25 protein-coding genes are annotated in these 24,469 nt (G+C 67.3%); 9 read left to right on the top strand and 16 right to left on the bottom strand.

Annotation, left to right across the window (positions count from 1 at the left end; all coding sequences use genetic code 11):
* The 5 genes from ACSQ24_RS14305 to ACSQ24_RS14285 form a co-directional block, all read right to left on the bottom strand.
* A complete protein-coding gene (locus ACSQ24_RS14305; protein WP_436095318.1) occupies positions 1-1,284 on the bottom strand; it encodes a TRAP transporter large permease subunit in 1,284 nt (427 codons plus the stop codon).
* Complete coding sequence (locus ACSQ24_RS14300; protein ID WP_436095317.1) at positions 1,281-1,826, bottom strand: TRAP transporter small permease; 546 nt, start codon at positions 1,824-1,826, stop codon at positions 1,281-1,283. Before ACSQ24_RS14300 ends, ACSQ24_RS14305 begins: the two co-directional genes overlap by 4 nt.
* Entirely contained in the window at positions 1,823-2,791 is a 969-nt protein-coding gene (locus ACSQ24_RS14295; RefSeq protein ID WP_436095316.1) for an amidohydrolase family protein, read from the bottom strand. Before ACSQ24_RS14295 ends, ACSQ24_RS14300 begins: the two co-directional genes overlap by 4 nt.
* 162 nt (positions 2,792-2,953) lie before the next feature.
* Positions 2,954-4,351: a flagellar biosynthesis protein FlgA gene (locus ACSQ24_RS14290; RefSeq protein ID WP_436095315.1), complete on the bottom strand. Its 1,398-nt coding sequence runs from the start codon at positions 4,349-4,351 to the stop codon at positions 2,954-2,956.
* Between the two features lie 40 nt (positions 4,352-4,391).
* Positions 4,392-5,063 carry a cyclase family protein gene (locus tag ACSQ24_RS14285; RefSeq protein ID WP_436095314.1) on the bottom strand — a complete coding sequence of 224 codons (672 nt, stop codon included), beginning with the start codon at positions 5,061-5,063 and terminating at the stop codon, positions 4,392-4,394.
* A 120-nt stretch (positions 5,064-5,183) separates the two neighbouring features.
* Here ACSQ24_RS14285 and ACSQ24_RS14280 point away from each other — a divergent pair, with 120 nt between their 5' ends.
* On the top strand, positions 5,184-5,912 hold the full coding sequence (locus tag ACSQ24_RS14280; RefSeq protein WP_436095313.1) for a GntR family transcriptional regulator: 729 nt from the start codon (positions 5,184-5,186) through the stop codon (positions 5,910-5,912).
* Positions 5,913-6,129: 217 nt separating this feature from the next.
* Here the strand turns inward: ACSQ24_RS14280 and ACSQ24_RS14275 are convergent, their stop codons facing one another.
* Genes ACSQ24_RS14275 through ACSQ24_RS14265 form a run of 3 tightly spaced genes read right to left on the bottom strand, consistent with a single transcriptional unit; the run spans position 6,130 to position 8,995 of the window.
* On the bottom strand, positions 6,130-7,011 hold the full coding sequence (locus tag ACSQ24_RS14275) for an NAD(P)-dependent oxidoreductase (protein WP_436095312.1): 882 nt from the start codon (positions 7,009-7,011) through the stop codon (positions 6,130-6,132).
* Entirely contained in the window at positions 7,008-7,790 is a 783-nt protein-coding gene (locus ACSQ24_RS14270) for an enoyl-CoA hydratase/isomerase family protein (RefSeq protein WP_436095311.1), read from the bottom strand. The genes ACSQ24_RS14275 and ACSQ24_RS14270 overlap by 4 nt, the downstream gene beginning before the upstream one ends.
* 11 nt (positions 7,791-7,801) lie before the next feature.
* Entirely contained in the window at positions 7,802-8,995 is a 1,194-nt protein-coding gene (locus tag ACSQ24_RS14265) for a CaiB/BaiF CoA transferase family protein (protein WP_436095310.1), read from the bottom strand.
* A 219-nt stretch (positions 8,996-9,214) separates the two neighbouring features.
* Between ACSQ24_RS14265 and ACSQ24_RS14260 the strand changes: the two genes are divergently transcribed.
* The 3 genes from ACSQ24_RS14260 to ACSQ24_RS14250 all read left to right on the top strand — a co-directional run bounded on the left by ACSQ24_RS14260 (position 9,215) and on the right by ACSQ24_RS14250 (position 11,186).
* Complete coding sequence (locus ACSQ24_RS14260; RefSeq protein ID WP_436095309.1) at positions 9,215-10,042, top strand: phosphogluconate dehydrogenase C-terminal domain-containing protein; 828 nt, start codon at positions 9,215-9,217, stop codon at positions 10,040-10,042.
* A gap of 82 nt (positions 10,043-10,124) precedes the next feature.
* Positions 10,125-10,760 carry a pyridoxamine 5'-phosphate oxidase family protein gene (locus ACSQ24_RS14255; protein ID WP_436095308.1) on the top strand — a complete coding sequence of 212 codons (636 nt, stop codon included), beginning with the start codon at positions 10,125-10,127 and terminating at the stop codon, positions 10,758-10,760.
* A gap of 27 nt (positions 10,761-10,787) precedes the next feature.
* Positions 10,788-11,186 (top strand): winged helix-turn-helix domain-containing protein, encoded by a 399-nt coding sequence (locus ACSQ24_RS14250; RefSeq protein WP_436095307.1) that lies wholly within the window; start codon positions 10,788-10,790, stop codon positions 11,184-11,186.
* Positions 11,187-11,190: 4 nt separating this feature from the next.
* Here ACSQ24_RS14250 and modC read toward each other — a convergent pair whose 3' ends face one another.
* From modC to modA, 3 genes are read right to left on the bottom strand one after another with little or no spacing between them, the layout of a single operon-like run.
* Positions 11,191-12,282, bottom strand: a complete 1,092-nt coding sequence (modC, locus tag ACSQ24_RS14245; protein ID WP_436095306.1) for a molybdenum ABC transporter ATP-binding protein — start codon at positions 12,280-12,282, stop codon at positions 11,191-11,193.
* On the bottom strand, positions 12,279-12,977 hold the full coding sequence (gene modB / locus ACSQ24_RS14240; RefSeq protein WP_436095305.1) for a molybdate ABC transporter permease subunit: 699 nt from the start codon (positions 12,975-12,977) through the stop codon (positions 12,279-12,281). The genes modC and modB overlap by 4 nt, the downstream gene beginning before the upstream one ends.
* Positions 12,978-13,001: 24 nt before the next feature.
* Positions 13,002-13,820, bottom strand: coding sequence for a molybdate ABC transporter substrate-binding protein (modA, locus tag ACSQ24_RS14235; RefSeq protein WP_436095304.1), 819 nt, complete (start codon positions 13,818-13,820; stop codon positions 13,002-13,004).
* A gap of 116 nt (positions 13,821-13,936) precedes the next feature.
* On the opposite strand from modA, the gene ACSQ24_RS14230 reads away from it, so the two are divergent.
* Entirely contained in the window at positions 13,937-14,143 is a 207-nt protein-coding gene (locus ACSQ24_RS14230; RefSeq protein ID WP_436095303.1) for a TOBE domain-containing protein, read from the top strand.
* Positions 14,144-14,398: 255 nt separating this feature from the next.
* Positions 14,399-15,106, top strand: coding sequence for an ankyrin repeat domain-containing protein (locus ACSQ24_RS14225; RefSeq protein WP_436095302.1), 708 nt, complete (start codon positions 14,399-14,401; stop codon positions 15,104-15,106).
* Here ACSQ24_RS14225 and ACSQ24_RS14220 read toward each other — a convergent pair whose 3' ends face one another.
* Entirely contained in the window at positions 15,107-15,856 is a 750-nt protein-coding gene (locus tag ACSQ24_RS14220; RefSeq protein ID WP_436095301.1) for a peptidase, read from the bottom strand.
* Between the two features lie 133 nt (positions 15,857-15,989).
* Between ACSQ24_RS14220 and ACSQ24_RS14215 the strand changes: the two genes are divergently transcribed.
* Positions 15,990-16,913 (top strand): glutaminase, encoded by a 924-nt coding sequence (locus ACSQ24_RS14215; RefSeq protein ID WP_436095300.1) that lies wholly within the window; start codon positions 15,990-15,992, stop codon positions 16,911-16,913.
* Positions 16,914-16,917: 4 nt separating this feature from the next.
* On the opposite strand, the gene sseA is transcribed toward ACSQ24_RS14215, so the two are convergent.
* The gene (gene sseA / locus ACSQ24_RS14210; protein ID WP_436095299.1) at positions 16,918-17,772 is read right to left on the bottom strand and encodes a 3-mercaptopyruvate sulfurtransferase; all 855 of its coding nucleotides are present in this window, start codon (positions 17,770-17,772) and stop codon (positions 16,918-16,920) included.
* A gap of 48 nt (positions 17,773-17,820) precedes the next feature.
* Positions 17,821-18,537 (bottom strand): alanyl-tRNA editing protein, encoded by a 717-nt coding sequence (locus ACSQ24_RS14205; protein WP_436095298.1) that lies wholly within the window; start codon positions 18,535-18,537, stop codon positions 17,821-17,823.
* A 140-nt stretch (positions 18,538-18,677) separates the two neighbouring features.
* Between ACSQ24_RS14205 and ACSQ24_RS14200 the strand changes: the two genes are divergently transcribed.
* Positions 18,678-19,505, top strand: coding sequence for an SDR family NAD(P)-dependent oxidoreductase (locus ACSQ24_RS14200; protein ID WP_436095297.1), 828 nt, complete (start codon positions 18,678-18,680; stop codon positions 19,503-19,505).
* 46 nt (positions 19,506-19,551) lie between these two features.
* Here the strand turns inward: ACSQ24_RS14200 and aac(3) are convergent, their stop codons facing one another.
* The gene (aac(3), locus tag ACSQ24_RS14195) at positions 19,552-20,385 is read right to left on the bottom strand and encodes an aminoglycoside 3-N-acetyltransferase (RefSeq protein WP_436095296.1); all 834 of its coding nucleotides are present in this window, start codon (positions 20,383-20,385) and stop codon (positions 19,552-19,554) included.
* 212 nt (positions 20,386-20,597) lie between these two features.
* Between aac(3) and ACSQ24_RS14190 the strand changes: the two genes are divergently transcribed.
* The gene (locus ACSQ24_RS14190) at positions 20,598-21,188 is read left to right on the top strand and encodes a hypothetical protein (RefSeq protein WP_436095295.1); all 591 of its coding nucleotides are present in this window, start codon (positions 20,598-20,600) and stop codon (positions 21,186-21,188) included.
* Positions 21,189-21,278: 90 nt separating this feature from the next.
* On the opposite strand, the gene ACSQ24_RS14185 is transcribed toward ACSQ24_RS14190, so the two are convergent.
* Positions 21,279-24,467, bottom strand: a complete 3,189-nt coding sequence (locus tag ACSQ24_RS14185) for an efflux RND transporter permease subunit (protein WP_436095294.1) — start codon at positions 24,465-24,467, stop codon at positions 21,279-21,281.
* Positions 24,468-24,469 lie beyond the last annotated feature (2 nt).

The following is a 24,469-nucleotide window of genomic DNA, read 5'->3' as shown; positions in this document are numbered from 1 at the left end:
TCAGCGCCCGTAGAGCCAGCGTGCCGGGACGGTGACGATCTCGGGCACGAGGATCAGCAGCAGCAGCACGGCGAACTGGGCCAGCAGGAACGGCATGACGCCGCGGATGACCCTGTCCATCGGGATGCGGCCGACGGCGCAGACGACGTTGAGCACCGTGCCGACCGGCGGGGTCAAAAGGCCGATGGCGTTGTTGATGATGAACATCACGCCAAAATAGACCGGGTCGATGCCAGCCTGCTTGACGATCGGCATCAGCACCGGCGTCAGGATCAGCACGGTCGGGATGAAGTCGAGCGCGGTGCCGACGATGACGACGAGGAACATCATCGCCAGCATCAGCAGCGTCTTGGACTCGATCAGCGGGCCGAGCAGGGCCGAGACCTGGGCGGGGATGTCGGCGATGGTGATCAGCCAGGCCGAGACCATCGCTGCCGCGACCAGGAACATCACCGCCGCCGAGGTCTTCAGCGCCGCGAGCAGAGCCGGGCGCAGATGCTCGAACTTCAGCTCGCGATAGATGAAGCCGCCGACGAAGGCGGCATAGACCGCAGCGACCACCGCAGCCTCGGTCGGCGTGAAGACGCCGGCCTTCATGCCGCCGATGATCAGCACCGGCAGGCCGAGCGCCCAGAGCCCGTCGAGCACGGCCTGGCCGATCTCGCGCATATTTGCGCGCCGCGCACGGGCGGCCGGCTCGTCGCGGGCGACGATGTACCAGGTGGCGATCAGCGCCAGCCCCATCAGGATGCCGGGCACCACGCCGGCGAGGAAGAGCCGGGTGATCGAGACGCCGGCTGCGACGCCGAAGACGACGAAGCCGATCGAGGGCGGGATCACCGGCGCGATGATGCCGCCGGCCGAGATCAGCCCGGCGGCGCGCGGCAGGTTGTAGCCGGCCTGGCGCATCATCGGCAAAAGGATCGCGGCGAGCGCGGCGGTGTCGGCAACGGCCGAGCCGGAGATGCTCGCCATCACCAGCGCCGCCAGCACCGCGACATAGCCGAGCCCGCCGCGGACATGACCGACGAGCGTCACCGCCAGCGCGATGATCCGGCGCGACAGGCCGCCGGCATTCATCAGTTCGCCGGCGAGCATGAAGAACGGCACCGCCATCAGCGGAAAGGAATCGGCGCCGCCGATCAGGTTCTGCGCCAGGATCTGCGAGTCGAAGGTGTCGAGCTGCAGCATCAGCGCGACACCGCAGACGAGGAGCGCCATCGCGATCGGCATGCCGAGGCCCATCGCCCCGATCAGCGAGCCCAGGAAAATGAAGACGGTCATGGCCGCTTCTCCGCGGCCTGCTGGTTCTCGAAGGCGATCAGCTCTTCCGATTCCGCGCCGACGACCAGTTCGTCATCCGGCATGCGGCCGGTGAGGAGCCGCACCAGCGCGATCAGGTTGAGCGCGCCGATGCCGAGCCCCCCGACGAGACCGGCGAGATAGGTCACGGCTAAGGGCACGCCGGTCACCGGCTGGTGGTTCTCGATATTGATCGAAGCCTGCTGCCAGCAGCCGACGATCAGCATCGCCATGCAGAGCAGCGACAGCGCTTCGACCGCGAGCCGGCACCACCAGCGGCCATTGCGGCCGAGCATGGTGACGATGGTGGTCATGCCGAGATGCTGGCCGTCCTTCGCCACCAGGAAGGCGCCGCCGAAGGTCAGCCAGACGAAGATCAGCCGCGACAATTCCTCCGACGAGATGATGCCGGAGCTGAAGCCGTAACGCAGCACGACATTGCCGAAGACCATGGCGATCATCACGACGAAGCCGGCGATCAGCACATCCTCGGTCAGGCGCAGGAGCAGTGCGCGCAGTCTCATGATTGGCCTCTGGCGGTCGCGAGCCCGTACCAGCGCGCGGCGTTGTCATGGAACAGTGCGAGGCGCTCCGCCGCCGGCCGTTCGCGGACCGCGGCCTTGAACACGTCGAAGATCGTGCCGAAGGAGGCGCAGAGGCTGTCGACCGGGAAGTTGCTGGCGAAGGCGCAGCGTTCGACACCAAAAGCGGAGATCACGCCCTCGATCACCGGTGCCTGCAATTGAAGCGTCCACGCCTGCCCGGGCACGCCGATGCCGGAAATCTTGGCGACGACATTGGGTTCGCGCGCCAGCCGGTCGAGTGCCGCGCGCCAGGCGGCGAGCCCCTCGGCGCTGCGGTCGGCCGGCAGGCCGGCATGGTTCAGGATGATCGTGGTCGCCGGGAAATCGCGTGCGAGCTCGGCTGCCTCGTCGAGATGCCACCAGGGGGTCTGAAGGTCGAAGCTGAGCCTTGCTCCCGCCAGCAGGGCATAGCCTTCGCGCCATGTGCGATCGCGCATCGAGCCGGGCGCAGCGAAGTCCGCGCGGTGATCCTCACGGACGACGGCCTTGGGCTTGTGCCGGACGCTGCGCACCAACGGCATGTCGCGATAGGCCGCGACGACTTCGCCGACATCCTCGCGGTCGAGCCAGATCTGGCCGATCGCGGCGCTGGGCAGGCCGTGCTCGCGCGCGGCTTCGCTGGCCCAGCGCATCTCGCCGATCGGATCGCGCGGGTCCCACTCGCCTTCCATCAGCACGCTGCCGAAGACGAGATGCCCGGTTGTGGCGCGGCGATAATCGGCCGGCATGAAGTCGCGCTTGATCGCGCTGTAGTCGCCATAACGGAAGGCGACGGGATGGTCGCTCAGCCAGGGGTGATAATTGCGCGCGAGGTCGAAGAAATGGTGATGGGCGTCGATGATCGGCAGGTCGTCATCGGCGCCGGAGGCGAGGAAGCGGGCGCGCTGGTCCGGGCTTGCGACCATGGCCTAGCCCCGCTGCGAAAGGGAGGCGTACTTCAGGCCATGTCCGGCCGGTCCGGCGCTCGAGCCCGTCATCCCTGCCTCCCGATCGTTTCCCGGCGGTCGCCCGCTCGCGATTGGTCATTGCCAATTATTGTATGCTGCATACAGAATGTTGCCGCAAAGTCAAAGCGCGCCCGGGTTGAACAGCGCGTCCTGCTCGCGGCGCAGGCGAACCAGGGTCGTGCTCTCATCGAGCGCAATGTCGGCGCAGGTCACGACAGCGCCGCGCGCCACATTGCGCACCACGGGCCGGCCGGCGGTGAGGTAGTAGGGCACAGGCTCGCTCGGGCCGAGCGGCCGCGCCGGCGTCAATTGCGGCTCCAGCCCCTCGATGATATGGCGATAGCCCATGACCAGCGTCTCGCCCGGCTCGAGATCGCGGCTCGCCCGTGCCGTCAGATCGACGCGCGGCAGGACCTCGGCGCCGCCGGTCGACTGGCCGAGCAGGGCGGCCGAGAGCGCCGACATCGGCGCCTCCGCCCCGAGCAGATGCACGGGATTGTGAAGCAGGACGTAGCGGCCATCCGGTGAGCAGGGAATGCCCTTGCCGGCAAAAAGCTTGCCGGTGGCGATGTCAGGCGTCTCGGCGATGACGAAGACGCCGCCGGCGAAGGAGAGCTCGTCCGGTCGCCGCAGGCAGTTGAACATGTCGACACGGCCCTTAGCCGAGAGCAAGCCGCCTTCGGCCGCCGGCCGGAACAGGCTCGGCAACTCGGTGGTGCGCGCGATCGGTGCATGCATCGCCGCGATGTCAGGCATCAGTCCGGTATGGTTGGCGACGATGCCCATCTCGCAGAGATCAGGCACGGTGGCGCGCGGGAAGGGCAGCCTGGCGCGGGCGTCGAGCAAAGCGAGCGGGTCGCTGCCGAGCTTGCCGAAGGCCGCGGCGAAATCGGCGGCCGGCACCGCCTTCTCCCAGGCCGTGACCGTGCCGGCCTCGGCATCCCAGACGAAGTCGGATTCGCTCGACTTGCCGGCAGCTACGATCGGCAAGCCGAGGACGCGGGCCCAGCCGATCAGCCCGATCAGCAGGCTCGGCTGGTCGCCGTCGACCGGGGTATGCACGACGCCGTTCTGCCTGGCGCGGTGAGCCAGGATCGGGCCGATGATGCACTCGGCCTCCTTGGTCACCATGACGAGATGGCGGCCAGCTTCGATCGCCGCGAGTGCGGTCATCGCCGCGCCTTCCGGATCGCCGGTCGCCTCGACGACGACGTCGACGGGGAGCCCTTCGAGATGGGCGGCGTCGCCGATCAGCGCGACCAGCCCGCGGTCGAGCGCCGCCTTGGCCTCGGCGGCGCTGTGGCAGGCGATGATCTCGCCCTCGGTCAGCCCGCCGGCGAGCGCCGCCTTGCGGGCGCGGCCGATATCAAGGTCGCAGACGACGCGCGGCGCGATATGCGGCGCACGCCGGGCCTGGCCGATGAAGCTCGCGCCGAACTCGCCGGCGCCGACCAGCGCTGCCGAGATCACGCGGTCGGGAGCGCTGGGCTTCAGCGCAAACAGGTTCTCGATATTCACCAGGGAAGCTTTCGTTTGGGTGGGGCAGGGGCGGCGGCCGTCAGACGGCCAGGCCCTCGATGGCGTAGATGCGGGCGGGGGCGCCGTCGGCGTTCGGGATCAGCAGCGGCGCCGCCGAGAACAGGTTGCGCGGCGCCTTCAGCTTGCTGGTGTTGACGACGTATTCGATCAGCGTGACGCCGTGGCTGAGCAGGACGTGATGCGTCACATGCTCCGGCTTGGGCACTTCCTTGCCTTCGAGCAGCAGCCGGATCGGATAGTCCTGCGGGAAGTCGAAGGCGACGGCGGTCGGCTTGCGCTCCGCCAGCCATTGCGCCGCTTCCAGCGTCAGCCAGGGAGCCTGCGTCCAGAAGCTCTTGTCCTGATAGTCGCGCCGGTCGTTCCATTGGGTTGCAAGCAGCAGGATCTCGCCATCGGCGCCGCCGCGATCAGCGGCGGCGAGGTGCTCGGGTCCGATCGGCTCGTTGGCCGGCCGCTGGCTCAAATCGAGCACGCGGCAGGGGCCGACCACCTGGCTGAGCGGCGTCTTCTCGATCGTCGGCGCGCCGGCGACGAAATGCGCGGCGGCATCGACATGCGAGAAGCCATGGCAGGGGCCGTTGATCTTAGACACACGGAACTGGTCGCCCGCCGCGATGTCGCCCTTGATCGAAAGCTCCACCGGCCAGCGGAAATGCGGCGCGATCGGCATGGAGAGGTCGACGATGTTCATGGCGCTGCCCGGAAATCGGAAAGGGGTGACCGGTTGCCCGGCCGCTCCGTTCTAGGTGTGTGAATTCTTGTATGCAAGAATTTTTCGACACCGGGCCAGCGGCGCGATATACAGAACGTCATGGATAGCCCGGCTGATACGACCCCACTCGCAGCGCTTCTCGCCCAGCTGCCGCAGCCCGAGCCGGGCCGGCGCAAGGGTAGGCTGCACGGCAGCACGGTGGCGCAACTGCGCAACCTGATCGTCACGGGCGCGCTGGCGCCGGGTTCCAAGCTCAACGAGCGTGAGCTCTGCCTGCAACTCGGCGTCTCGCGCACGCCGGTTCGCGAGGCGATCAAGACGCTGACCCAGGACGGCCTGTTGCGCGCTCTGCCCAACCATTCATCCGTGGTATCGGAACTCGATGTCAGCGAGATCGAGGCGCTGATCGACGTCGTCTCGACGATCGAGGGCCTGGCAGGGGAACTCGCCGCGGCGCGCGTCAGCGACGAGGCGGTCGCCGAGATCGGCATGCTGCATTACCGGATGCTGCTGCATCACACGCGCGACGAATTGCCCGGCTATTTCGAGGCCAACAAGGCCTTCCACCGCCGCATCGTCGAGCTATCCGGCAATCCCGTCCTGCTCTGGGTCTGGGAGCTGCTGGCGCTGCGGGTCGACCGTGCCCGCTATTCGTCGAACCTCTGGCCGAAGCGCTGGAAGATGGCGATCCAGGAGCACGAGCAGATCCTTGCAGCATTGACCGCCGGCGATGCCGCCCTGGCAAGCCAGCGCCTGCGCGAGCATGTCCGCAATGGGCTGTCAGGTCTGGTCGCGGCGCTGAAGGAGAGGGGCAGTACCGGGGCGTAAATTGGGGGTATGCAGCGCGATTAAAGGGCGCGGGGAACCCTTCTCCCGTGTGGGAGAAGGGCAGGGATGAGGGCCTGACCTATCCACAGAAGGCGCAGCGGCACTGCACCGCCCTAATAATTAGCGGCGGTCCCTCACCCCTGCCCCTCTCCCATCCGGGAGAGGGGTTCTCCGCGAGTATCCCAATCGCTTCAGCTAAAACTGAGACTGCCGATCCTCAGTGCGCCTGCTCGACCTCCGGCAGCACCTTCAGCACCGCGATCGCGTCGAGTTCGCTATGGCCCTGCGCGACGAGAATCCGGTAGAGCGTCGTCGCCTGCGCCACCATCGGCATGGCAAGATGCTGCTCGCGCCCGGCCTCCATCAGCATTTCGAGGTCCTTCAGAACCTGCCTTGCGTAGCCCTTGGGCGCGAAGTCGCGGGCGACCATGCGCGGCATCATCGCCTGCAGCACCGCCGAATTGCCGAGGCCGGGCGCCAGCGCCGCCGGAATCTTGCCGGCATCGACGCCATAGGCCTCGGCCAGCCGCAGCGATTCCGCCACCACGACATAGTTGGTCAGGCACAGCGCCTGGTTGACCAGCTTGGTCGCCTGGCCGGCGCCGGCCGCGCCCATATGGGTGAAGAGGCCGAGGCTCTCGACTAGCGGCCGCACCGCCTCGATCGCCTCCGGCGTGCCGCCAGCCATGATCGCAAGCTTGCCTGCTTCCGCCGCCGGCGGACCGCCCGAGACGGGAGCGTCGATGAAGCCGATGCCCTGTTCCGCCAGCGCCGCCGCAATTGCCTTGGTCACGCCGATCTCGGTGGTCGAGAAATCGATGACCAGCGCGCCAGGAGCGGGCTTGGCCGAGAGGATGCCGCCTTCGCCGCTGATCACCGCCTGCACCGCCTTGCTGGTGGTCACTGCGATGCAGACGGGGTTGGCGCGCTCGGCGACTTCGGCCGGGGAGGCGGCGAGGGTGACGCCGAGCGCCTCCGCCTCCGCCCGCCGGGCCGCGTCGAGATCATAGCCGACGATCTTTCGGCCCGTCGCGATCAGGCGCTTGCAGAAGCCAGCGCCCATCAGCCCGAGGCCGATGAAGCCGATGGTCTGGCTCATTTGCCCTGCCAGTTCGGCGTGCGCTTGCCGAGGAAGGCTTCCATGCCCTCGCGGAAATCGGCGCTGGTGTAGCAGAGGGTGACGAGGTCATCGCCGTCGATATCGGCGCTCGCTGCCTGGGTCAGCCGGCGCAGCGCCTCCTTGGTCGCCCGCATCGTCAGCGGCGCATGGCCGCGGATCGTCTCGGCAAGCTCCTTCACCCGCGCCATCAGCGCGGCGTGATCGGCGACGAGCTCGTTGTAGAGGCCGACGCGATAGCCTTCCTCAGCCTCGACCAGCCGGGCGGTGAAGATGATGTCCTTGACACGGGCTGGCCCGAGCAGGCTGGCGAGCCGCGCATAGTTCGCCATCGACAGGCAGTTGCCGAGCGTGCGTGCGACCGGGAAGCCGAAGCGGGCCGATTGCGTCGCGATCCGGAGATCGCAGGCGCAGGCGATCGCCGCGCCACCGCCAGTGACCGCGCCGGCGATCGCCGCAATGGTCGGCACCGGGCAGCTCTCGATCGACGTGATCACCCGCTCGATCCGGTTCTCGTAGGCGAGGGCGTCTTCCGCCGTCTTGAACTCGCGGAACTGGGAAATGTCCGTGCCGGCGGCGAAGGCTTTTTCGCCAGCGCCTGTCACGACGAACACTTTTGGCCCGCCATGCTTCTTGGGATTGCCGAGGATCTCGGCCAGTCCCTCATACATGGCGAAGGTCAGCGCGTTGCGTGCCTGCGGCCGGTTGAGCGTGACGGTGCCGACCCCGTCGGCGACGTCGTAGAGGATCTCGTCGGTCATCCAAATACCTTTCAGATCGCGCCTTCGGCCTTGAGATCGGCAATGGCCGCCTCATCGAAACCGAGCTCGGCGAGGATTTCGTGATTGTGGTCGCCGGCATCCGGCGTCGGCGTCGCGATGCTGGCCGGCGTGCGCGACAGGCTGACCGGCTCGCCGACGACGCGGATGTCGCCGAGCTTGGGATGCTGGATCGATTGGGCAATGCCGAGATGCTGGACCTGCGGATCGTCGAAGACGGCGTCGACCGCGTAGATCGGCCCGGCCGGAACCGAGGCCTTCTCGCAGGCGTCGAGCCAGTAGGCGCTGTCCTGCGTGGTCATGATCTCCTCGAGCAGGATGCGCAGCTCCGGGCGCGCCGCGTAGCGCTTCTCCATGTTGTCATAGCGCGGATCGCTCGCGAGTTCGGGCCGGCCGAGCGCGCCGCAGAAGGAACGCCAATGCCCCTCGGCGCCGACGCCGAGATTGATATGGCCGTCGCGCGTCGCATAGACGCCCATCGGTGTCGCATAGGGGTGGTCGTTGCCGGCCTGCGGCGGCACCTTGCCCTCGACCAGATAGCGCGCGACCTGGAAGTCCATCATGCCGATCTGGGCTTCGAGCAGCGAGGTCTGCACCCATTGCCCCTTGCCCGAGACGACGCGTTCCTGCAGCGCCACCAGCGCGCCGATCGCGCCATAGAGCCCGGCGGCGGAATCGGCGACGGCGATGCCGGCGCGTACCGGGCCCTGGCCGGGCAGGCCGGTAACCGACATCATCCCGCCCATGCCCTGGGCGATCTGGTCGAAGCCGGCGCGCAGGCGATAGGGCCCGCTCTGGCCGAAGCCCGAGATCGAGACCAGGATCAAGCGCGGATTGAGCGCGTGCAGCGTCTCGAAATCGAGGCCGAGCCGCTCCTTCACATCGGGCCGGAAGTTCTCGACCAAAAGGTCGGCATCGGCGATCAGCCTGCGCAGGATCGCCTTGGCCGGCTCCTTCTTCAGGTTGAGCGTCAGCGAGCGCTTGTTCCGGTGCAGGTTCTGCATGTCGTAGCCATGCCGCGGCCCGCTCATGTTCTCGTTCGGATCGACACCAGGCGGGCTCTCGACCTTGATCACGTCGGCGCCGAAATCGGCGAAGATGCGGGCGCAGGTCGGCCCGGCGCGCACGCGCGTCAGATCGAGCACGCGCAAGCGTTCGAGGGCGGTGGACGGCGTCGGGCGAGGCATGATGATCCGGAAGGGTGACAGGGGCGCCGACTATCCCGTCATCGTCTCGGGGCGTCAATCTTCGCACCATCTTGCATGCAAGATCGGCGGGTAGGCCATGCGTCAGCGGGAGGGCGGGCGAACGCAAGGAGCAGGATGCTGGGCGTTGCGCTTGCCGGAAAGCCCTGCGAGCTTGTCGGACAGCGTCGGCAACGGACGCGCGGACGCAGGAGGAAGACGATGACGGTGGTCGCACTGTTCGGTGCCGGTGGGAAGATGGGCATGCGGCTCGGCCGCAACCTCGCTCGCTCGCGCTTCGAGACCCGCCATGTCGAGATCAGTCCGGCCGGCCAGGACCGCATCCGCGAGGCCTTCGGTGCGGCCTGCTTCGAATCGGATGTCGCGATCGCAGGCGCCGAGGTCGTGATCCTCGCAGTGCCGGACACCGCCGTCGGCACGGTAGCAGCGGGCCTCGTACCGAAGCTGGCCGCCGGGACGATTGTCGTCATCCTCGACGCCGCGGCACCCTATGCCGGCCATCTGCCGGGGCGTGCCGACATCACCTATTTCGTCACCCATCCCTGCCATCCGCCGATCTTCAACGACGAGACCGACCCCGATGCGCGCGCTGATCATTTCGGCGGCATCGCCGCCAGGCAGCACATCGTCAACGCGCTGATGCAGGGGCCGGAGGAGCATTATGCGCTCGGCGAGGAGGTGGCGCGGGCGATCTGGGCGCCGGTGATGCGCTCGCATCGCGTCACCGTCGAGCAGATGGCGATTCTCGAGCCCGGCCTGTCGGAAACCGTCTGCGCCACATTGCTCGACGCGATGCGCGAGGCGATGGAGGAGGCGATCGCGCGCGGGGTGCCACGTGAGGCGGCGCGCGACTTCCTGCTCGGCCACATGAACATCCTGGCGGCGGTGACCTTCGGCGAAGTCCAGGGCGTGTTCTCCGACGCCTGCAACAAGGCGATCGTCTTCGGTAAGGAGACGATCCTCCGGCCCGACTGGAAGCGCCTGTTCGAGCCGCAGGAGATCGCCGACAGCGTCCGGCGCATCACATGACCTCCCTACGTGGCTTCGACCGACTCCGAAGCCGTGTTATGCCTCCTTCGCCGGCTGGGCGGCATGCCTTCGGAGAGATGAGATGAGTGCGATCAGCGAGAAGCTGAGCAAGACTGTCGATGACGCTACGCAACTGCGCTCGATCGTCGGCGAGGTGCATCCGCTCGCCGAGAAGAAGGTACTCGACCGGCTCGACCAGTTCTGCCGCGACTTCATCGCGCTCTCGCCCTTCCTCGTGCTCGCCAGCGCCGATGATGAGGGCAGGGCGGATGCGAGCCCGCGCGGCGACGGGCCTGGCTTTGTCCAGGTGCTCGACGACCGGACGCTGCTGATCCCGGATCGGCGTGGCAATAATCGGGTCGATTCCTACGGCAACGTGCTGAGCGCGCCCGGCGTCGGCCTGGTCTTCTTCGTGCCGGGGATTACCGAGACCCTGCGCGTCAACGGCCGGGCCCGGATGACCACCGACGCCGCGCTGCTGGAGCCTTTGGCCATGCAGGAGAAGGCGCCGAAGCTCGGCCTGATCGTCGAGGTCGACGAAGCCTATTTCCATTGTGGCAAGGCACTGATCCGTTCGAAGCTCTGGGCGCAGGAATCGCAGGTCGAGCGCGGCAGCTTCCCGACGCTGGGGCGTATCGTCGCCGAGCAGACCAAGGCGATCGATGCTGCGGAAGCCGACGCCAATATGGAAGAGGGCTACCGCACGCGGCTCTATTGAGCGCGCGCGGCCGCGGAGGGCTGGGCATTGTCGAAGGCTGATCAGCCCTTGCCGGCGACGCGCTTCAGCTTCCGGCTCGACTTCACGCCGGGCGGACGCCTCGGCCCCGGCAAGGTGCAATTGCTGGAGGCGATCGGCGAGACCGGCTCGATCTCCGCCGCCGGCCGGTCGATGAAGATGTCCTATCGCCGCGCCTGGCTGCTGGTCGACGATCTCAACCGGATCTTCCGCTCGCCGTTGGTCGAGGCGCAGCCCGGCGGCGCCAAGGGCGGCGGCGCGCATCTGACGCCGCTCGGCCGTGAGATCGTCGCGAATTATCGCGCCATCGAGGCGAAGACGCTGGAAGCGGGGGCGACCGAGATCGCAGCGCTGCGCGCGGCGGTCTCGCCGAAGGCTCCAATGCGCGAGCCCGGCCAGAAGGCCTGAGCGCTCACGGCGTATCGATCGAGACGCTTTTGATTACGGCATAGACCGGGCTGCCGGGAGCGAGCCCCAACTGCTCGGCCGATTTCGCAGTCAGGCGCGCGAGCAGGCCGGCGCCGTTGCAGTCGAGCTTCACTTCCAGTGCTGCGCCGTCGCCGTGCCGCGCGCCGATTGCCGCGACCGTTCCGGGCAGGACGTTGAGGGCGCTGATCCCGTCGAGCGGCTTGAGGCTGAGCATCACGTCGCTGGCGAGGATGCGCACGCGCAGCGCCGTCCCTTCCGGAACCTTGCGCCTACTGATCTGCAGCAGCCCGACTTGCGTCTCCAGGATCGTCAGGCCGTGTTCGGGCTCATGCCGCAGGACACGGGCTTCGAGGATCGCGCCGGCTTCCGGAGCGGCGGAGAGGATCGGCAGGTCGGGGCGGGACATCAATTCGGCGGTCGGCCCGCTCAGCGTCACCTTGCCCTGGTCGAGGATGACGAGATGGGTGGCGAGCCGCGCCACTTCGGCGATCGAGTGCGAGACATAGACGATCGGGATGCCGAAGCCGTCGCGCAGGCGCTCGATGTAGGGCAAGATCTCGGCCTTGCGCTCCTCGTCCAGCGAGGCGAGCGGTTCGTCCATCAGCAGGAGGCGCGGCTTGGCCAGCAAGGCGCGGCCGATCGCAATGCGCTGCTTTTCGCCGCCGGAGAGCGCGCCCGGCTGTCGCTGCAGCAGGTGGCCGATGCCGAGCAGGTCGACTACGTCGTCGAGCTTGCTGCCGCCATCCTCCGCCTTCGGCGCGAACCAGCGGCCATAGAGCAGGTTCTGGCGCACCGAGAGATGCGGGAAGAGCCGCGCCTCCTGGAAGACATAGCCGATGCGGCGTTGGTGCTTCGGCACGAAGATGCCGGCGGCGCTGCCGACCATCACCCGCCCATCGATGACGACGCGGCCGGCTTGCGGTCGGATCAGGCCCGAGATCACGTTGACGAGCGAGGTCTTGCCCGAGCCGGAGCGGCCGAACAGCGCCGTCAGGCGCCCGTCCGAGGCGAAGGCGGCATCGAGCGCGAAGGCGCCGAACCGATGCGAAACGGAAACCTCGATGACAACACTCATTCGACGGCGATCCGCCGGCCGACCAGCCGCGCCAGAAACTCCGAAGCGAACAGCGCGGCGACCGAGATCGCGATCGAGATCAGGGTCAGCCGCATTGCGCCGGCATCGCCGTTCGGCACCTGGGTGAAGGTGTAGATCGCCGAAGGCAGGGTCTGCGTCTCGCCGGGGATGTTGGAGACGAAGGTGATGGTCGCACCGAACTCGCCCATCGCCTTGGCGAAGCACAGGATCATGCCGGCGAGGATCCCGGGCAGAGCGAGCGGCAGCGTCACCGTCAGGAAGACCCAGAATGGGCCGGCGCCGAGCGTGCCCGCCGCATCCTCGAGCTTGCGGTCGATCGCCTCGATCGAGAGCCGGATCGCCCGGACCATCAGCGGAAAGCCCATCACGGCGCAGGCTAGCGCCGCGCCCGTCCAGCGGAACGACAGCACGATGCCGAACCAGTCATAGAGGAACTGGCCGATCGGCCCGCGCCGGCCAAAGCCGATCAGCAGGAGATAGCCGGTGACGACAGGCGGCAGGATCAGCGGCAGATGGATGACCGCGTCGAGCAGCGTCTTGCCCCAGAAGCGCCCGCGCGCCAGCAGCCAGGCGACGGCGAGCCCCAGAGGCAGGCTCGCCAGCATCGCAGTGGTCGCCACGATCAGGCTGAGGCGGACCGCCGTCCATTCCTCCGGCGTCAGCCAGTCGCTCACGAGCAATCCCTTACGAGCAATGTCTTACGAGGAGGTGGCGGGCTTGTTCAGGACCGTGAAGCCCTGCTTCTCGAAGCTAGCCTTGGCGCCGTTGCCGCGCAGATAGGAAAGGAAGCCCTGCGCGTCGGGATTGGCCGAATCCCTGGTGATGGCGACCGGGTAGACGATCGGCGGGTGGGTGTCCTCGGGGAAGGTTGCGATCACCTTGACTTTCGGATCGGCGGCGGCGTCGGTGGTATAGACGATGCCGAGCGGCGCCTCGCCGCGCGAGACCAAGAGCAGCGCGGCGCGGACATTGTCGCTCTGCGCGATCTTGTCCTTGACCTTGTCCCAGCCGCCGAGCTTCTCCAGCGCCGCCTTGCCGTATTTGCCGGCCGGCACCGAATCGACATTGCCCATGGCGAGCCGGCTCGAGCCGAGCGCAGTGGAGAGATCGACACCCGGCGCCAGCGTCGCCGTGGTCGTGGCATCGGCGGGCGCGATCAGCGCGATCCGGTTGGCGAGCAGGCTGACGCGGCTCTCCTTGATGATCAGGTTCTTCTGCTGGGCGTAGTCCATCCAGTCGAGATCGGCCGAGAGGAAGAGGTCGGCCGGGGCGCCCTGTTCGAGCTGCTTCGCCAGTGCGTTGCTGGCGGCGTAGGAGATCTTCGGCGTCGGCTTGCCGCTTTCCTTGACCCAGTTGGCCGCTGCCTCGTCGAGCGCGTTCTTCAGGCTCGCGGCGGCGAAGATCACCAGTTCCTTGCTCTGGGCGAGGGCCGGGCCGGTGAAGGAGGCAACGCCGATCAGCAGCGCGGCGGCGAAACCTAACAAGCTCAAGCCCACGTGGCGCCGGTTCGATGGCATAGGGCGGTCCTCGCTGCGGTTGCGATCGCTATGTGCGGCCGAATATAACGACGAGCGACCAAAGGTCGAGTCCGGCAGGAGCCGGCTCGCAAGCTTGTCAGATCGAGGAGACCAGCATGAAGATTTCCGCCCGCAACCAGCTCAAGGGCACCATCACCGAGATCGTCAAGGGCGCGACCACGGCGCATGTGAAGCTCGATGTCGGCGGCACCATCGTCACCTCGGCGATCACCAATGCCGCAGTCGACGAGCTCAAGCTCGCAGTCGGGCACAAGGCCTATGCCGTTGTGAAGGCCTCCGATGTGATGATCGCGATCGATTGAGCGCCGTGCGCCTGGTTGCGCGGCCGATGCCGGCTGCGTAGCTTTCGCCGCAAAGAAAAAGGCCCACGCCGAAGCGCAGGCCCAAGTCTAGGGAGGAAACGCCCAAGGAGGGCGCCGCAACATCGCTGCTGCGGTGCACAGGAGATAGGGCGGCACGGAGCGGGCTGCAAGAGGGAAGGGACAGCAAAGCTGACCCTATTTTGAGCAAGTTGCGTTTTTTCGCGCCTATTGCGCTGAAATGGCGGATGAAAGCGAATGCGTGAGGCGAAACGACGCGGGGCTAACGTTTGCCGAAACGGGTTTCGGAGCCTGCTCATCGTCGCTGCCTTCGGCTTCGGCGGGGCCGCGAGAGCCCAGATTCCACCGTCGCCGGCCGAGATCGCAGCCTATGACGCGCTGCATCTTGCCGCCTATCGCGGTGATCTGTCTGCCCTCCGACAAGCGGCCGTTACCGGCAACGGACTTGAAGTTCGGGATGGCCAGGGCCGCACCGCCTTGCATGTCGCAACCCATGCCCGTCAGCGCGAGGTGATGCGCGAACTCGCCAAAGCCGGAGCTGACACGCGCGCGCTCGATGCCCAATTCTACGACGCGATCACTATCGCAGCCGTCGCCGACGATCTGGAGACCATGCGCGCTGCGCTCGCCATCGGCGGCGACCCGCGCGCCATCACCAGCCCCTATCGCGGTACGGCGCTGATTGCGGCTGCCCATCTCGGCCATGACGGCGTGGTCCGCGAGCTGATCGCCGCTGGTGCGCCGCTCGACCATGTCAACAATCTCGGCTGGACCGCGCTGATCGAGGCGGTGATCCTCGGCGATGGCGGGCCGCGCCATGTCGAGACCGTAAGGGCGTTGGTCACGGCGGGCGCTAGGCGCGATCTCGCCGACCGCGACGGTGTCACGCCGCTCCAGCACGCCAGCCGCCGCGGCTATGCCGCGATGGTCGCGCTGCTGCAGTAGTCAGGCTGGGAAGTCCGGCGCGGGCAGGCTCGCGACCAGCGCCGTCAGCCCGTCGCTGTAGCGCTGGCGCATGTCGGCCCAATAGGGATGGTGGCTGTCGTATTTGGCGAGGTGCCGGGTCGAGAAGCTGTCGGCCTCGTAGCGCAAAAGATCGATCGGCGGAGCGACCGAGAGGTTCGAGCGGACCGTGGCATCGAAGGAGAGCAAAGCGAGCTTGGCCGCCTCATCGAGGCCGCTCGCCTCCTGCAGGGCCCGGTCGAGGATCGGCTTGCCGTATTTGGTCTCGCCGAGCTGGAGAAACTGGGTGCGCCCCGAGGCTTCGACGAAATTCCCGGCCGAATAGACCTGGAACAGGCGATGCGGTTCGCCGGCGATCTGGCCGGCGACCAGGAAGGAGCCGTTCGGGTCGCCATAGGGTTCGACGAAGGCGCGGTTGGCGCGCAGCACCTCGCGCAGCACGCCGCCGACGATCTGCGCCACGTCGAACATGGTGCGCGCCGCCAGGATGTCGCGGTTCTCCGCTCCGGTCGAGAGATCCTGCTTATGCTTGGTGTACTGCCGGATCATCGTGATCACGGCCTGCGTCGTCGCCAGATTCCCGGCCGAGAGGATCGCGATCACCCGCTCGTTCGGGACCTCGAACAAAGCGAGCTTCTTCACCACGGCAATCTGGTCGACGCCGGCGCTGGAACGCGAATCGGAGGCGAGGATCAGGCCCGAAGGCAGCAGGATCCCGAGGCAATAGGTCATGGGCGGCTCCCAGCACGGGCGCAGCATGCGCAGGAGCGCGATCTTTGCCAAGTTGCGACCGGAGCGATTGCTGCGAGGCAGACCGGGTGCGAAGCTCCCGGCGTTGGGCGACGGGACATGGCGGAGTTCGAGTATGCGCAACCTGTCGGACATCGTCGCGGCCGTTCACGCCGACATTGCCGAGCATATCGGCGGCGGCAAGGTGGCGGATTACATCCCGGCGCTGTCGCGGGTCGATCCGCGCCATTTCGGCCTCGCCATCGTTACCTGCACCGGGGAGCGGGCCGAAGCCGGTGACGCCGGCGTTCCGTTCTCGATCCAGAGCATTTCCAAGGTTTTCACGCTGACGCTGGCGCTGGAGCGGGCCGGCGCGCGACTCTGGCAGCGCGTCGGGCGCGAGCCATCCGGCTCGCCGTTCAATTCGATCGTCCAGCTCGAGCAGGAGCGCGGCGTGCCGCGCAACCCGTTCATCAATGCCGGAGCGCTTGTCGTCACCGACTCGCTGCTGACTGGCCGGACGCCGAAAAAGACTGCGGCAGAGATCCTCGCCTTCCTGCGCGAGCGTTCGGGCGATCCCTCGGTCTCGATCGACGAGGAGGTGGCGGGCTCGGAGGCGCAGACCGGCTTTCGCAATGCCAGCCTCGCCAATTTCATCCGGGCCTTCGGCAATCTGAAGAACCCGGTCGCCGAGGTGCTCGATGTCTACTTCCATCAATGCGCGCTCAAGCTGACCTGCGCCCAGCTCGCCCGCGCCGGCCTGTTCCTCGCCGGCGATGGCGTCGATCCGTTGACTGGCGCTGTGGTCTGCCGTCCGGCGCGGGCGCGCCGCGTCAAGGCGCTGATGATGACCTGCGGCCATTACGATGCCTCGGGCGAATTCGCCTTCAAGGTAGGGTTGCCCGGCAAGAGCGGCGTCGGCGGCGGCATCCTCGCCATCGTGCCGAAGCAGGCGGCGATCGCGGTCTGGTCGCCCGGACTCAACGCCGCCGGCACCTCGCATGTCGGCGCAATGGCGCTCGAACGCCTGGTCGAGCGCACCGGCTGGTCGGTGTTTTGAAGGCTCAGCCCTTCGCCGGCCCCGTCGCGACCGGGCGCTCGCTTGCGCCCCACTCGGCCCAGGAACCGTCATAGACGGAACGCGCCGGCTTGCCGAGCAACTCCAGCGCCGTCGACAGGATCACCGCCGAGACGCCCGAGCCGCAGCTCGTCAGCAGCGGCTTGTCGATGTCGACACCGGCCTCGCGGAATGCCGCGGCGAGTGCCTCCGGCTCCCTGAGCGTACCATCGGCCACCAGCGCCGAGGAGGGCAGGCTGAGCGAGCCCGGCATGTGGCCGGAGCGCAGTCCGGGGCGCGGTTCGGGCGCCTCGCCGCGGAAACGATCTGCGGGGCGGGCGTCGACTACCTGGATCGCGCCGCTCTCCAGCGCACGCGCCACGTCATTGATGTCGGCGACCGCGGAATGGTCGAGCCTGGCGGTGAAGCTACGCGGCGCGCGTGGTCGTGGTGCGCCGTCCTCGACCGGCCGGCCTTCCGCTAGCCATTGCGGCATGCCGCCTTCGAGGATCACCACGTCCTTGGCGCCGAAGGTCTGGAAGGTCCAGCGCACCCGCGGCGCCGAGAACAGGCCGAGCCCGTCATAGACGACGATGCGCATGCCGTCGCCGATGCCCATGGCGCCGACAGCCGCCGCGAAGGCATCCGGCCGCGGCAGCATATGCGGCAGGTCCGAGCTCTTGTCCTTGACCGCGTCGATGTCGAAACGCACTGCGCCCGGGATGCGCTGCTGGGCATATTCGGCCGCCGCATCGCGCTTCTGTGCCGGCAGGTAATAGGAGCCGTCGATGACCACGATATCGGGCGCATCGAGCCGCTCGGCCAGCCATTGCGTGGAGACGAAGATGTCGTTGCGGGCCATGCGTATGTCCTCGAAAGAGTCTGTTTTCAGGATGTTATGACGGAACGCTCAAGCGAGTGCGATGCGCACGCGCCGGTTCTGCTTGCCCTTCTTCTCGATATCGGTGACGGCAACCGAGCCGATCTCGGAGGTGTTGCGCACATGCGTGCCGCCGCAGGGCTGCAGGTCGATCCCCTCGATCGAGACCAGCCGAACCCGGCCGGAGCCGCGCGGCGGCTTGACCGACATCGTCTTGACCAGCCCGGGATTGGCGTCGAGTTCCTCGTCGGTGATCCAGCGTTCGGTGATCGCCGCGTTCTTCGCCACGAGCGCATTGAGCTTCTCGGTCAGCTCCGCCTTGTCGAGCCCGCCTTCGGGGATGTCGAAGTCGAGCCTTCCGTCGCCCTCGCCGATCGCGCCGCCGGTGACGGGATAGGGCAGGACGACGCTGAGCAGGTGCAGCGCGGTGTGGATGCGCATGCGCTTCAGCCGGCGCTCCCAGTCGAGCCTGGCGACCAGGGGCTCGCCGGTCGCAGGCGCCGCCTGGCCTTCGAGCGGGACATGCAGGATGCGGCTCTTGTCCTCTGGATTGTAGATCGCCGTGCCGATGGCGATCTCGGATCCGTCACTACGGGCGAGGACGCCGGCATCGCCAGGCTGGCCGCCACCGGTGGCGTAGAATACGGTCCTGTCGAGCTCGATGCCGCCGCGCTCATTGATCGCGACGACGGTCGCGGGAGCCTCGGCCAGATAGGCGTCGTCTCGGAACAGCAATTCGGTGGGCATCGCGATCTCCTTCTTCGCCTGAACTTATCGCAGGCAAGCCCGAGCCGGGGAAGACGGTGGAGGGCGAAGCAGGAGCGCGGTCGGCGGGGCTTCCGCTGCGGGCTTCGCATCACTAGGGTCCGGCGCAGGATTGCCATGGCATGGAGACCGCTCGCGATATGACCATGCCGCGCATGCAGCCGCAGGACGGCGTCGCCTGGGTAACCGGGGCGAGCTCGGGCATCGGCGCGGCTGTGGCGCTCGAACTGGCGCGGCGCGGCTGGACAGTCGCCGCGACAGCGCGCCGGCTCGATAAGCTCGAAGCACTGGCGCTGAGCGCGGACGAGCTGCCGGGGCGGATCGTCGCCCATTGCGGGGATGTCGCCGATCCGATGGCGATGGCTGCGGTGGTCGAGGGCATCGAGAGCGTGCACGGGCCGATCGCGCTCGCCTTCCTCAATGCCGGCATCGCCCCCCGCAACGGGCCCGGCCTGATCGACGTCGCCGCCTTCGAGCAGGTATTCGCGGTCAATCTGATGGGCGTCGTACGCGGCGCGGCGGCTGTCGCCGAGCGCATGGCGGTACGCGGCAAGGGCCAGATCGCGGTCAACGCCTCGCTGGCGGGCTATCGCGGGCTGCCGGGCGCAGCGGCCTACGGAGCGTCGAAAGCAGCCGCCATTCATCTCTGCGAGGCGCTGAGATTCGATTGCGAGCGGCAGGGCATCCACCTGCAGCTGGTCAATTCCGGCTTCGTCGACACGGCGATGACCCAGCGCAACAGTTTCCCGATGCCGTTCATGGTGTCGCTCGAAGAGGCCGCCGCACGCATCGTCGACGGCTTCGGGCGCGGCGGCTTCGAGATCACCTTCCCCCGCCGTCTCGCCTGGCTGATGAAATCGCTGCGGCTGCTGCCTTACCCGGCCTATTTCTGGGCGTTGCGCAAGCTAGCCAATGAGCATCGGGGCGGTCGTCGTGATGGCGCCGTTTAGGCGGAGAAGACTCTTCAGCCAATAGCTTGGGCGATGAAGCTCAGAATTAAGGCGAGCGTGATCTGAACCGCGCTTTGAGCCAGCTTATGCCGAAGCCAGTGATTGCCGCTGCATCGACCAGCGCGGACGGGGCTGCGCCGATCAAGCCTTGCCGGCCCTGGCCGCTGGCCAGGAACTCAGTCACGATTTCCGCGAAATAATCCTCGGGCAACCCGTCGACGATCGGGTCGCCGGTGTCGAACTCCTCGATCATGCGCCATTGCGTGCCGTCTGGCGTCGCGAGCGGCACCTCGATCCGCCTGATACGCTTGCCGGGGATGTCAGCCAGGTGCTCGGCATGGTGCAGCAGGGTCAGCGTGTCGAGCGGCGCGCCGAGCATCAGCACCTTGCCGCCTGCCTCGACCAGCTTTGCCAGCGGCGAACCTTCGCCATAGCCGTAGTCGAGCGGATGATCGGCGGTGAACCACTCGGCCTTCGCCCCGAGTGCGACGATGGAGGCGCCGGGGTTGCCGCTGCGCAGCGCACCGGGCGTTGTCCGCAGGAACTCCGGCAGCACGCCATTGTCGCGGATGGCGCGCGAGCGCTCAGGATCGAACGGCTGAACATGGTCGCGCCATTGCGGCGGCACGCGCCCATCTGCGTCGACCAGATCCTCGTAGCGCGCTTCCCAGTCGGCATAGCCGAGGACGGTGCCGTCAGGTCCCACTGCATCGGAGAGCGCGGCGATGATGGTGTCGGGACCGTCGAGCAGGTGGCCGACCTTGCTGACGGCGGCATGGACCATGACCGCATCGCCAGATGCCAGGCCGAACCGAGCAAGGTCGGCCGCGATCGCCGCGCGGCTGAGGAAGGGGCTGCGAGGAGGAAGGAAGGCAGTCATGACAGGCCTGGTCGATCCGGTTTGAGAGTAGAGGTGTCGGCGCGAGCACGGCAGGACTCGCGCTCACTCGGGGCAGCTTTCCCGAATGCGGCGCTTTCATGCGCTGACCCAACGGACTCAGTTTCGCGACCCAAAGGGATAGCGGCGCCGCTCGCAATTCTGCTTCGTGATAGATTGGAACCGGCTACGGGCAAAAGAAGGGGAGCGGGCTCATGGCAGCGCCGGAAGTCGAAGCCCTTGCGCGGCGCGTCGCCGCGCTCGAGGCGCAGCTTGCCGCCTTGCTTCAGGCGGTGAATGTCAGCCGTGGCGGTGCGGTCGCGATCACCGCGCCGGCGGGGCTGACCATCACTGTCGGCGGTAGCTGTGCAATCAATGTGGGCGCCGAACTCGCGCTGACGGTTGGCAGCAATTTCAGGACTGCGACGGGATCCGCCTATGTATTGCAATGCGGCACAGGTGCAAGGATCAGCGCCGGTACCGCCATCGGCATCGTCGCCGGTACGGCGCTGACCATGAACGCCAATCGCGAGATCAGCCTGGCGACCCGCGCCTTCGAGGTCGCCGCCGCGGTCAGCATCGACATCGACAGCAGCAAGGACTTCTCGATCGCGAGCGGAAAGACATTGACGCTCCAGGCCGCCGACGCCGCTCGGCTCGATACCGGTTCGGCGTCGCTTGACCTGAAGAAGGACGGCTCCGTCGATCTCAAGGGCAAGGATGTGACGATCCGGGCGAGCGGCAAGATCAATGCGACAGCGAGCTCGGACGTCGTGATCAAGGGCTCGAAGATCAAGCAGAACTGACCGCGGCCCGCGTCCGCGGTAAGCCTCGCCTCGATGCGGCGTGGCGAAGAAAAAAGCCCCGCCTGGCGGCGGGGCTTCGTTATTGCTTAGTCAGTGGTGCGCTTGCGGCGTGGCCTGTTTCGGCTCGGCCGGCTTCTTCTTGCCGCCGAGTGAGGCGAGCCAGCGCACCACGACGTAGAACACCGGGGTGAACAGCAGGCCGAAGGCGGTGACGCCGATCATGCCCGAGAACACTGCGACGCCGAGGACCTGGCGCATCTCCGCGCCGGCGCCGATCGAGATGGTCAGCGGTAGCACACCGAGGATGAAGGCGAGCGAGGTCATCAGGATCGGCCGCAACCGAGTCCTGGCGGCGGCGATCGCGGCTTCGCGGCGGCTCATGCCCTCGTCCTCGGCCTGCTTGGCGAACTCGACGATCAGGATCGCGTTCTTCGCGGCGAGGCCGACGAGCACGACGAGGCCGATATCGACCAGCACGTTGCGATCGAAGTCCTTGTAGCCGACGCCGATCATCGCCGCGAGAATGCACATCGGCACGATCAGGATGACCGCGAGCGGCAGCAGCCAGCTCTCGTACAGCGCCGCCAGCAGCAGGAAGACGAAGATGACGGCAAGGCCGAAGGCGATGATCGCGGTGTTGCCGGCGAGCTTCTCCTGCAGCGCGATCTCAGTCCATTCGAAGCCGAAGCCGGCCGGCAGGACCTGGGCTGCGATCTTCTCCACCGCCGCGATGCCCTGGCCGGTCGAGTAGCCGCGCGCCATCGACATTTGCACTTCAGCCGCCGGATAGAGATTGTAGCGCGGCACGCGATAGGCACCGGTCGTGTCGGAGAAGGTCGCGACCGAGCCGATCGGCACCATCTCGCCATCGGCATTGCGCGTCTTTAGGTCGGCGACGTCGCGGATGTCGAGCCGCTGGGGATTGTCGGCCTGCGCCGTCACGCGGAAGGTGCGGCCGAGGATGTTGAAGTCGTTGACATAGGCCGAGCCCATATAGATCGACAGCGTCTCGAACACGCGCGTCACCGGGACGCCGAGCATCTCGGCCTTGGTGCGGTCGATATCGGCGTAGACCTGCGGCGTCCTGGTCGAGAACAGCGTGAAGGGCTGCTGGATGCCGGGCGTCTGGCCCGCCGTTCCGGCCACGGCCCAGGTCGCGCCTTCCAGCGCCGCCAGGCCCTTGCCGCCGCGATCCTGGACATAACCCTTGAGACCGCCGCCGGTGCCGATGCCTGGGACGGCCGGGGGCTCGACGATCAAGGCAAAGGCCTCGCCGATCGAGAACAGCTGGGTGCGCAGGTCGTTGAGGATCCCTTGCGTGGTCAGGCCGGCCTTGGCCCGTTCCTTGAAGTCGGAAAGGGTGACGAAGGCGACGCCGGCATTGGGAGCCAGCGTGAAGGTCGCGCCGTCGAGACCGGCGAAGGCGACGGCATGGGCAACGCCCGGCCGCGACAGCAAGATGTCGGTCGCCTTGCGGATGACCGCGTCGGTGCGCGGCAACGACGAGCCGGCCGGCAGCTGGAAGACGGCGATGAAGTAGCCGCGGTCGAGCTGTGGCACCAGCCCGGTCGGAATCGCAGCCAAGCGATTGCCGGCGACCGCGATCAGCGCCGCATAGATCAGCAGCATCACGACGCCGAAGCGGATCAGGCGCGAGGTCACCGCGCCATAGGCGCGCGAGAGCCAGTCGAAGCCCTTGTTGAAGTACTTGAAGAACCAGCGCAGCGGCGCGCTGAGGGTCGCAAGGAATCCCTTCGGCTCCTCATGGTTGTGCGGCTTCAACAGGATCGCCGCCAGCGCCGGCGACAGCGTCAGCGAGACGAAGCACGAGATCGCCGTCGAGGCTGCGATCGTCACCGCGAACTGCTGGTAGAAGGTTCCCTGCAGGCCGGTGATGAAGGCTGTCGGGATGAACACGGCGCAGAGCACGAGCGCGATCGCGAGCAGCGCGCCGCCGACCTCGTCCATGGTCTTGTGCGCCGCGTCGACCGCGCTCATTCCTTGCGCCAAATAGCGTTCGACGTTTTCGACGACGACGATCGCGTCGTCGACGACGATGCCGATCGCCAGCACGAGCGCCAGCAGCGAGATCGTGTTGAAGGAGATTCCGACGGCGCTCATCACCAGGAAGGTGCCGACCAGCGAAACCGGGATCGCGATGATCGGGATGATCGCGGCGCGCCAGGTCTGCAGGAACAGGATCACGACGATCACGACGAGCACGATCGCCTCGAGCAGCGTCGTCACCACGGCCGAAACGGATTCCCTGATGAACTCCGTCGGGTTGTAGACGATGGTGTGCTCGACGCCGGCCGGGAAGTTCTTCGAGAGCTCCTGCATCGTCTTGATGAGGGCCTCCGAGGCCGCCAGCGCGTTCGTGCCCGGACGCTGGAAGACACCGATCGCGACGGCTTCCTTGTTGTCGAGATAGGAATTGGAGAGGTAGTCCTGCGCGCCGAGCTCGACGCGGGCGATGTCGCGGACACGGATCGTGCCGCCATCCGCATCTGAACGGACGACGATGTTGTAGAATTCGTCGATGCTGGTCAGGCGCCCGAGCGTGTTGACCGAGAGCTGGAAAGCTCCGTCCGACGTCGCCGGCGGCTGGTTGATCGCGCCCGCCGCGACCTGGATGTTGGCGGCGCGGATCGCGGCGACGACGTCGCCTGCGGTCAGGTTGCGCGCCGCGACCTTGGCCGGGTCGAGCCAGACGCGCATCGAATAGTCGCGCGCACCGAAGACCTGGACGTCGCCGACGCCCTCGACGCGGGTCAGCACGTCCTTGACGTTGAGCGTCGTGTAATTCGAGACGTATTGCTGGTCACGCGAGCCGTCGGGCGACAGCATATGGATGACCATCAGGAAGTCTGGCGAGGCCTTGCGGACCTGCAGGCCCAGCGTGCGCACTTCCTGCGGCAGGCGCGGTTCGGCGGCCGAGACGCGATTCTGCACCAGAACCTGGGCCTGGTCGACATCGGTGCCGGCCTTGAAGACGACGTTGATCGACACCCGTCCGTCGCCGGTCGACTGCGACTGGATGTAGAGCATGTCGTCGACGCCGTTGACTTCCTGCTCAATCGGCGCGGCGACCGTCGAGGCGACGACCTCCGCCGAGGCGCCCGGATAGTTGGCGGTGATCGTGACGGTCGGCGGCGCGATCTCGGGATATTCCGCGATCGGCAATGTGCGCAAGGTGATGGCGCCGGCGATCGTCAGCAGCACCGAGAGCACGGTCGCGAAGATCGGCCGGTCGATGAAGAAATGGGCGAAGCGGAACATGC

Origin of the sequence: Allobosea sp. LjRoot237 (genome assembly GCF_964253285.1) — a bacterium.
GTDB lineage: Bacteria > Pseudomonadota > Alphaproteobacteria > Rhizobiales > Beijerinckiaceae > Allobosea.
Note: the sequence above shows the minus strand (reverse complement) of the source record. Positions and strands in the feature narration are given on the sequence as shown.

What these genes read in the sequence shown, in the direction of transcription:
- ACSQ24_RS14200 (WP_436095297.1), top strand. Translation starts at nt 18,678, where the DNA reads ATGGAGACCGCTCGCGATATGACCATGCCGCGCATGCAGCCGCAGGAC.
- ACSQ24_RS14230 (WP_436095303.1), top strand. Translation starts at nt 13,937, where the DNA reads ATGAAGATTTCCGCCCGCAACCAGCTCAAGGGCACCATCACCGAGATC.
- ACSQ24_RS14270 (WP_436095311.1), bottom strand. Translation starts at nt 7,790, where the DNA reads ATGACCGACGAGATCCTCTACGACGTCGCCGACGGGGTCGGCACCGTC.
- ACSQ24_RS14300 (WP_436095317.1), bottom strand. Translation starts at nt 1,826, where the DNA reads ATGAGACTGCGCGCACTGCTCCTGCGCCTGACCGAGGATGTGCTGATC.
- ACSQ24_RS14220 (WP_436095301.1), bottom strand. Translation starts at nt 15,856, where the DNA reads ATGACCTATTGCCTCGGGATCCTGCTGCCTTCGGGCCTGATCCTCGCC.
- ACSQ24_RS14225 (WP_436095302.1), top strand. Translation starts at nt 14,399, where the DNA reads ATGCGTGAGGCGAAACGACGCGGGGCTAACGTTTGCCGAAACGGGTTT.
- ACSQ24_RS14285 (WP_436095314.1), bottom strand. Translation starts at nt 5,063, where the DNA reads ATGAACATCGTCGACCTCTCCATGCCGATCGCGCCGCATTTCCGCTGG.
- ACSQ24_RS14205 (WP_436095298.1), bottom strand. Translation starts at nt 18,537, where the DNA reads ATGCCCACCGAATTGCTGTTCCGAGACGACGCCTATCTGGCCGAGGCT.
- ACSQ24_RS14305 (WP_436095318.1), bottom strand. Translation starts at nt 1,284, where the DNA reads ATGACCGTCTTCATTTTCCTGGGCTCGCTGATCGGGGCGATGGGCCTC.
- ACSQ24_RS14295 (WP_436095316.1), bottom strand. Translation starts at nt 2,791, where the DNA reads ATGGTCGCAAGCCCGGACCAGCGCGCCCGCTTCCTCGCCTCCGGCGCC.
- modC (WP_436095306.1), bottom strand. Translation starts at nt 12,282, where the DNA reads ATGAGTGTTGTCATCGAGGTTTCCGTTTCGCATCGGTTCGGCGCCTTC.
- sseA (WP_436095299.1), bottom strand. Translation starts at nt 17,772, where the DNA reads ATGGCCCGCAACGACATCTTCGTCTCCACGCAATGGCTGGCCGAGCGG.
- ACSQ24_RS14215 (WP_436095300.1), top strand. Translation starts at nt 15,990, where the DNA reads ATGCGCAACCTGTCGGACATCGTCGCGGCCGTTCACGCCGACATTGCC.
- ACSQ24_RS14185 (WP_436095294.1), bottom strand. Translation starts at nt 24,467, where the DNA reads ATGTTCCGCTTCGCCCATTTCTTCATCGACCGGCCGATCTTCGCGACC.
- ACSQ24_RS14260 (WP_436095309.1), top strand. Translation starts at nt 9,215, where the DNA reads ATGACGGTGGTCGCACTGTTCGGTGCCGGTGGGAAGATGGGCATGCGG.
- ACSQ24_RS14190 (WP_436095295.1), top strand. Translation starts at nt 20,598, where the DNA reads ATGGCAGCGCCGGAAGTCGAAGCCCTTGCGCGGCGCGTCGCCGCGCTC.
- ACSQ24_RS14280 (WP_436095313.1), top strand. Translation starts at nt 5,184, where the DNA reads ATGGATAGCCCGGCTGATACGACCCCACTCGCAGCGCTTCTCGCCCAG.
- ACSQ24_RS14255 (WP_436095308.1), top strand. Translation starts at nt 10,125, where the DNA reads ATGAGTGCGATCAGCGAGAAGCTGAGCAAGACTGTCGATGACGCTACG.
- modA (WP_436095304.1), bottom strand. Translation starts at nt 13,820, where the DNA reads ATGCCATCGAACCGGCGCCACGTGGGCTTGAGCTTGTTAGGTTTCGCC.
- ACSQ24_RS14275 (WP_436095312.1), bottom strand. Translation starts at nt 7,011, where the DNA reads ATGAGCCAGACCATCGGCTTCATCGGCCTCGGGCTGATGGGCGCTGGC.
- ACSQ24_RS14265 (WP_436095310.1), bottom strand. Translation starts at nt 8,995, where the DNA reads ATGCCTCGCCCGACGCCGTCCACCGCCCTCGAACGCTTGCGCGTGCTC.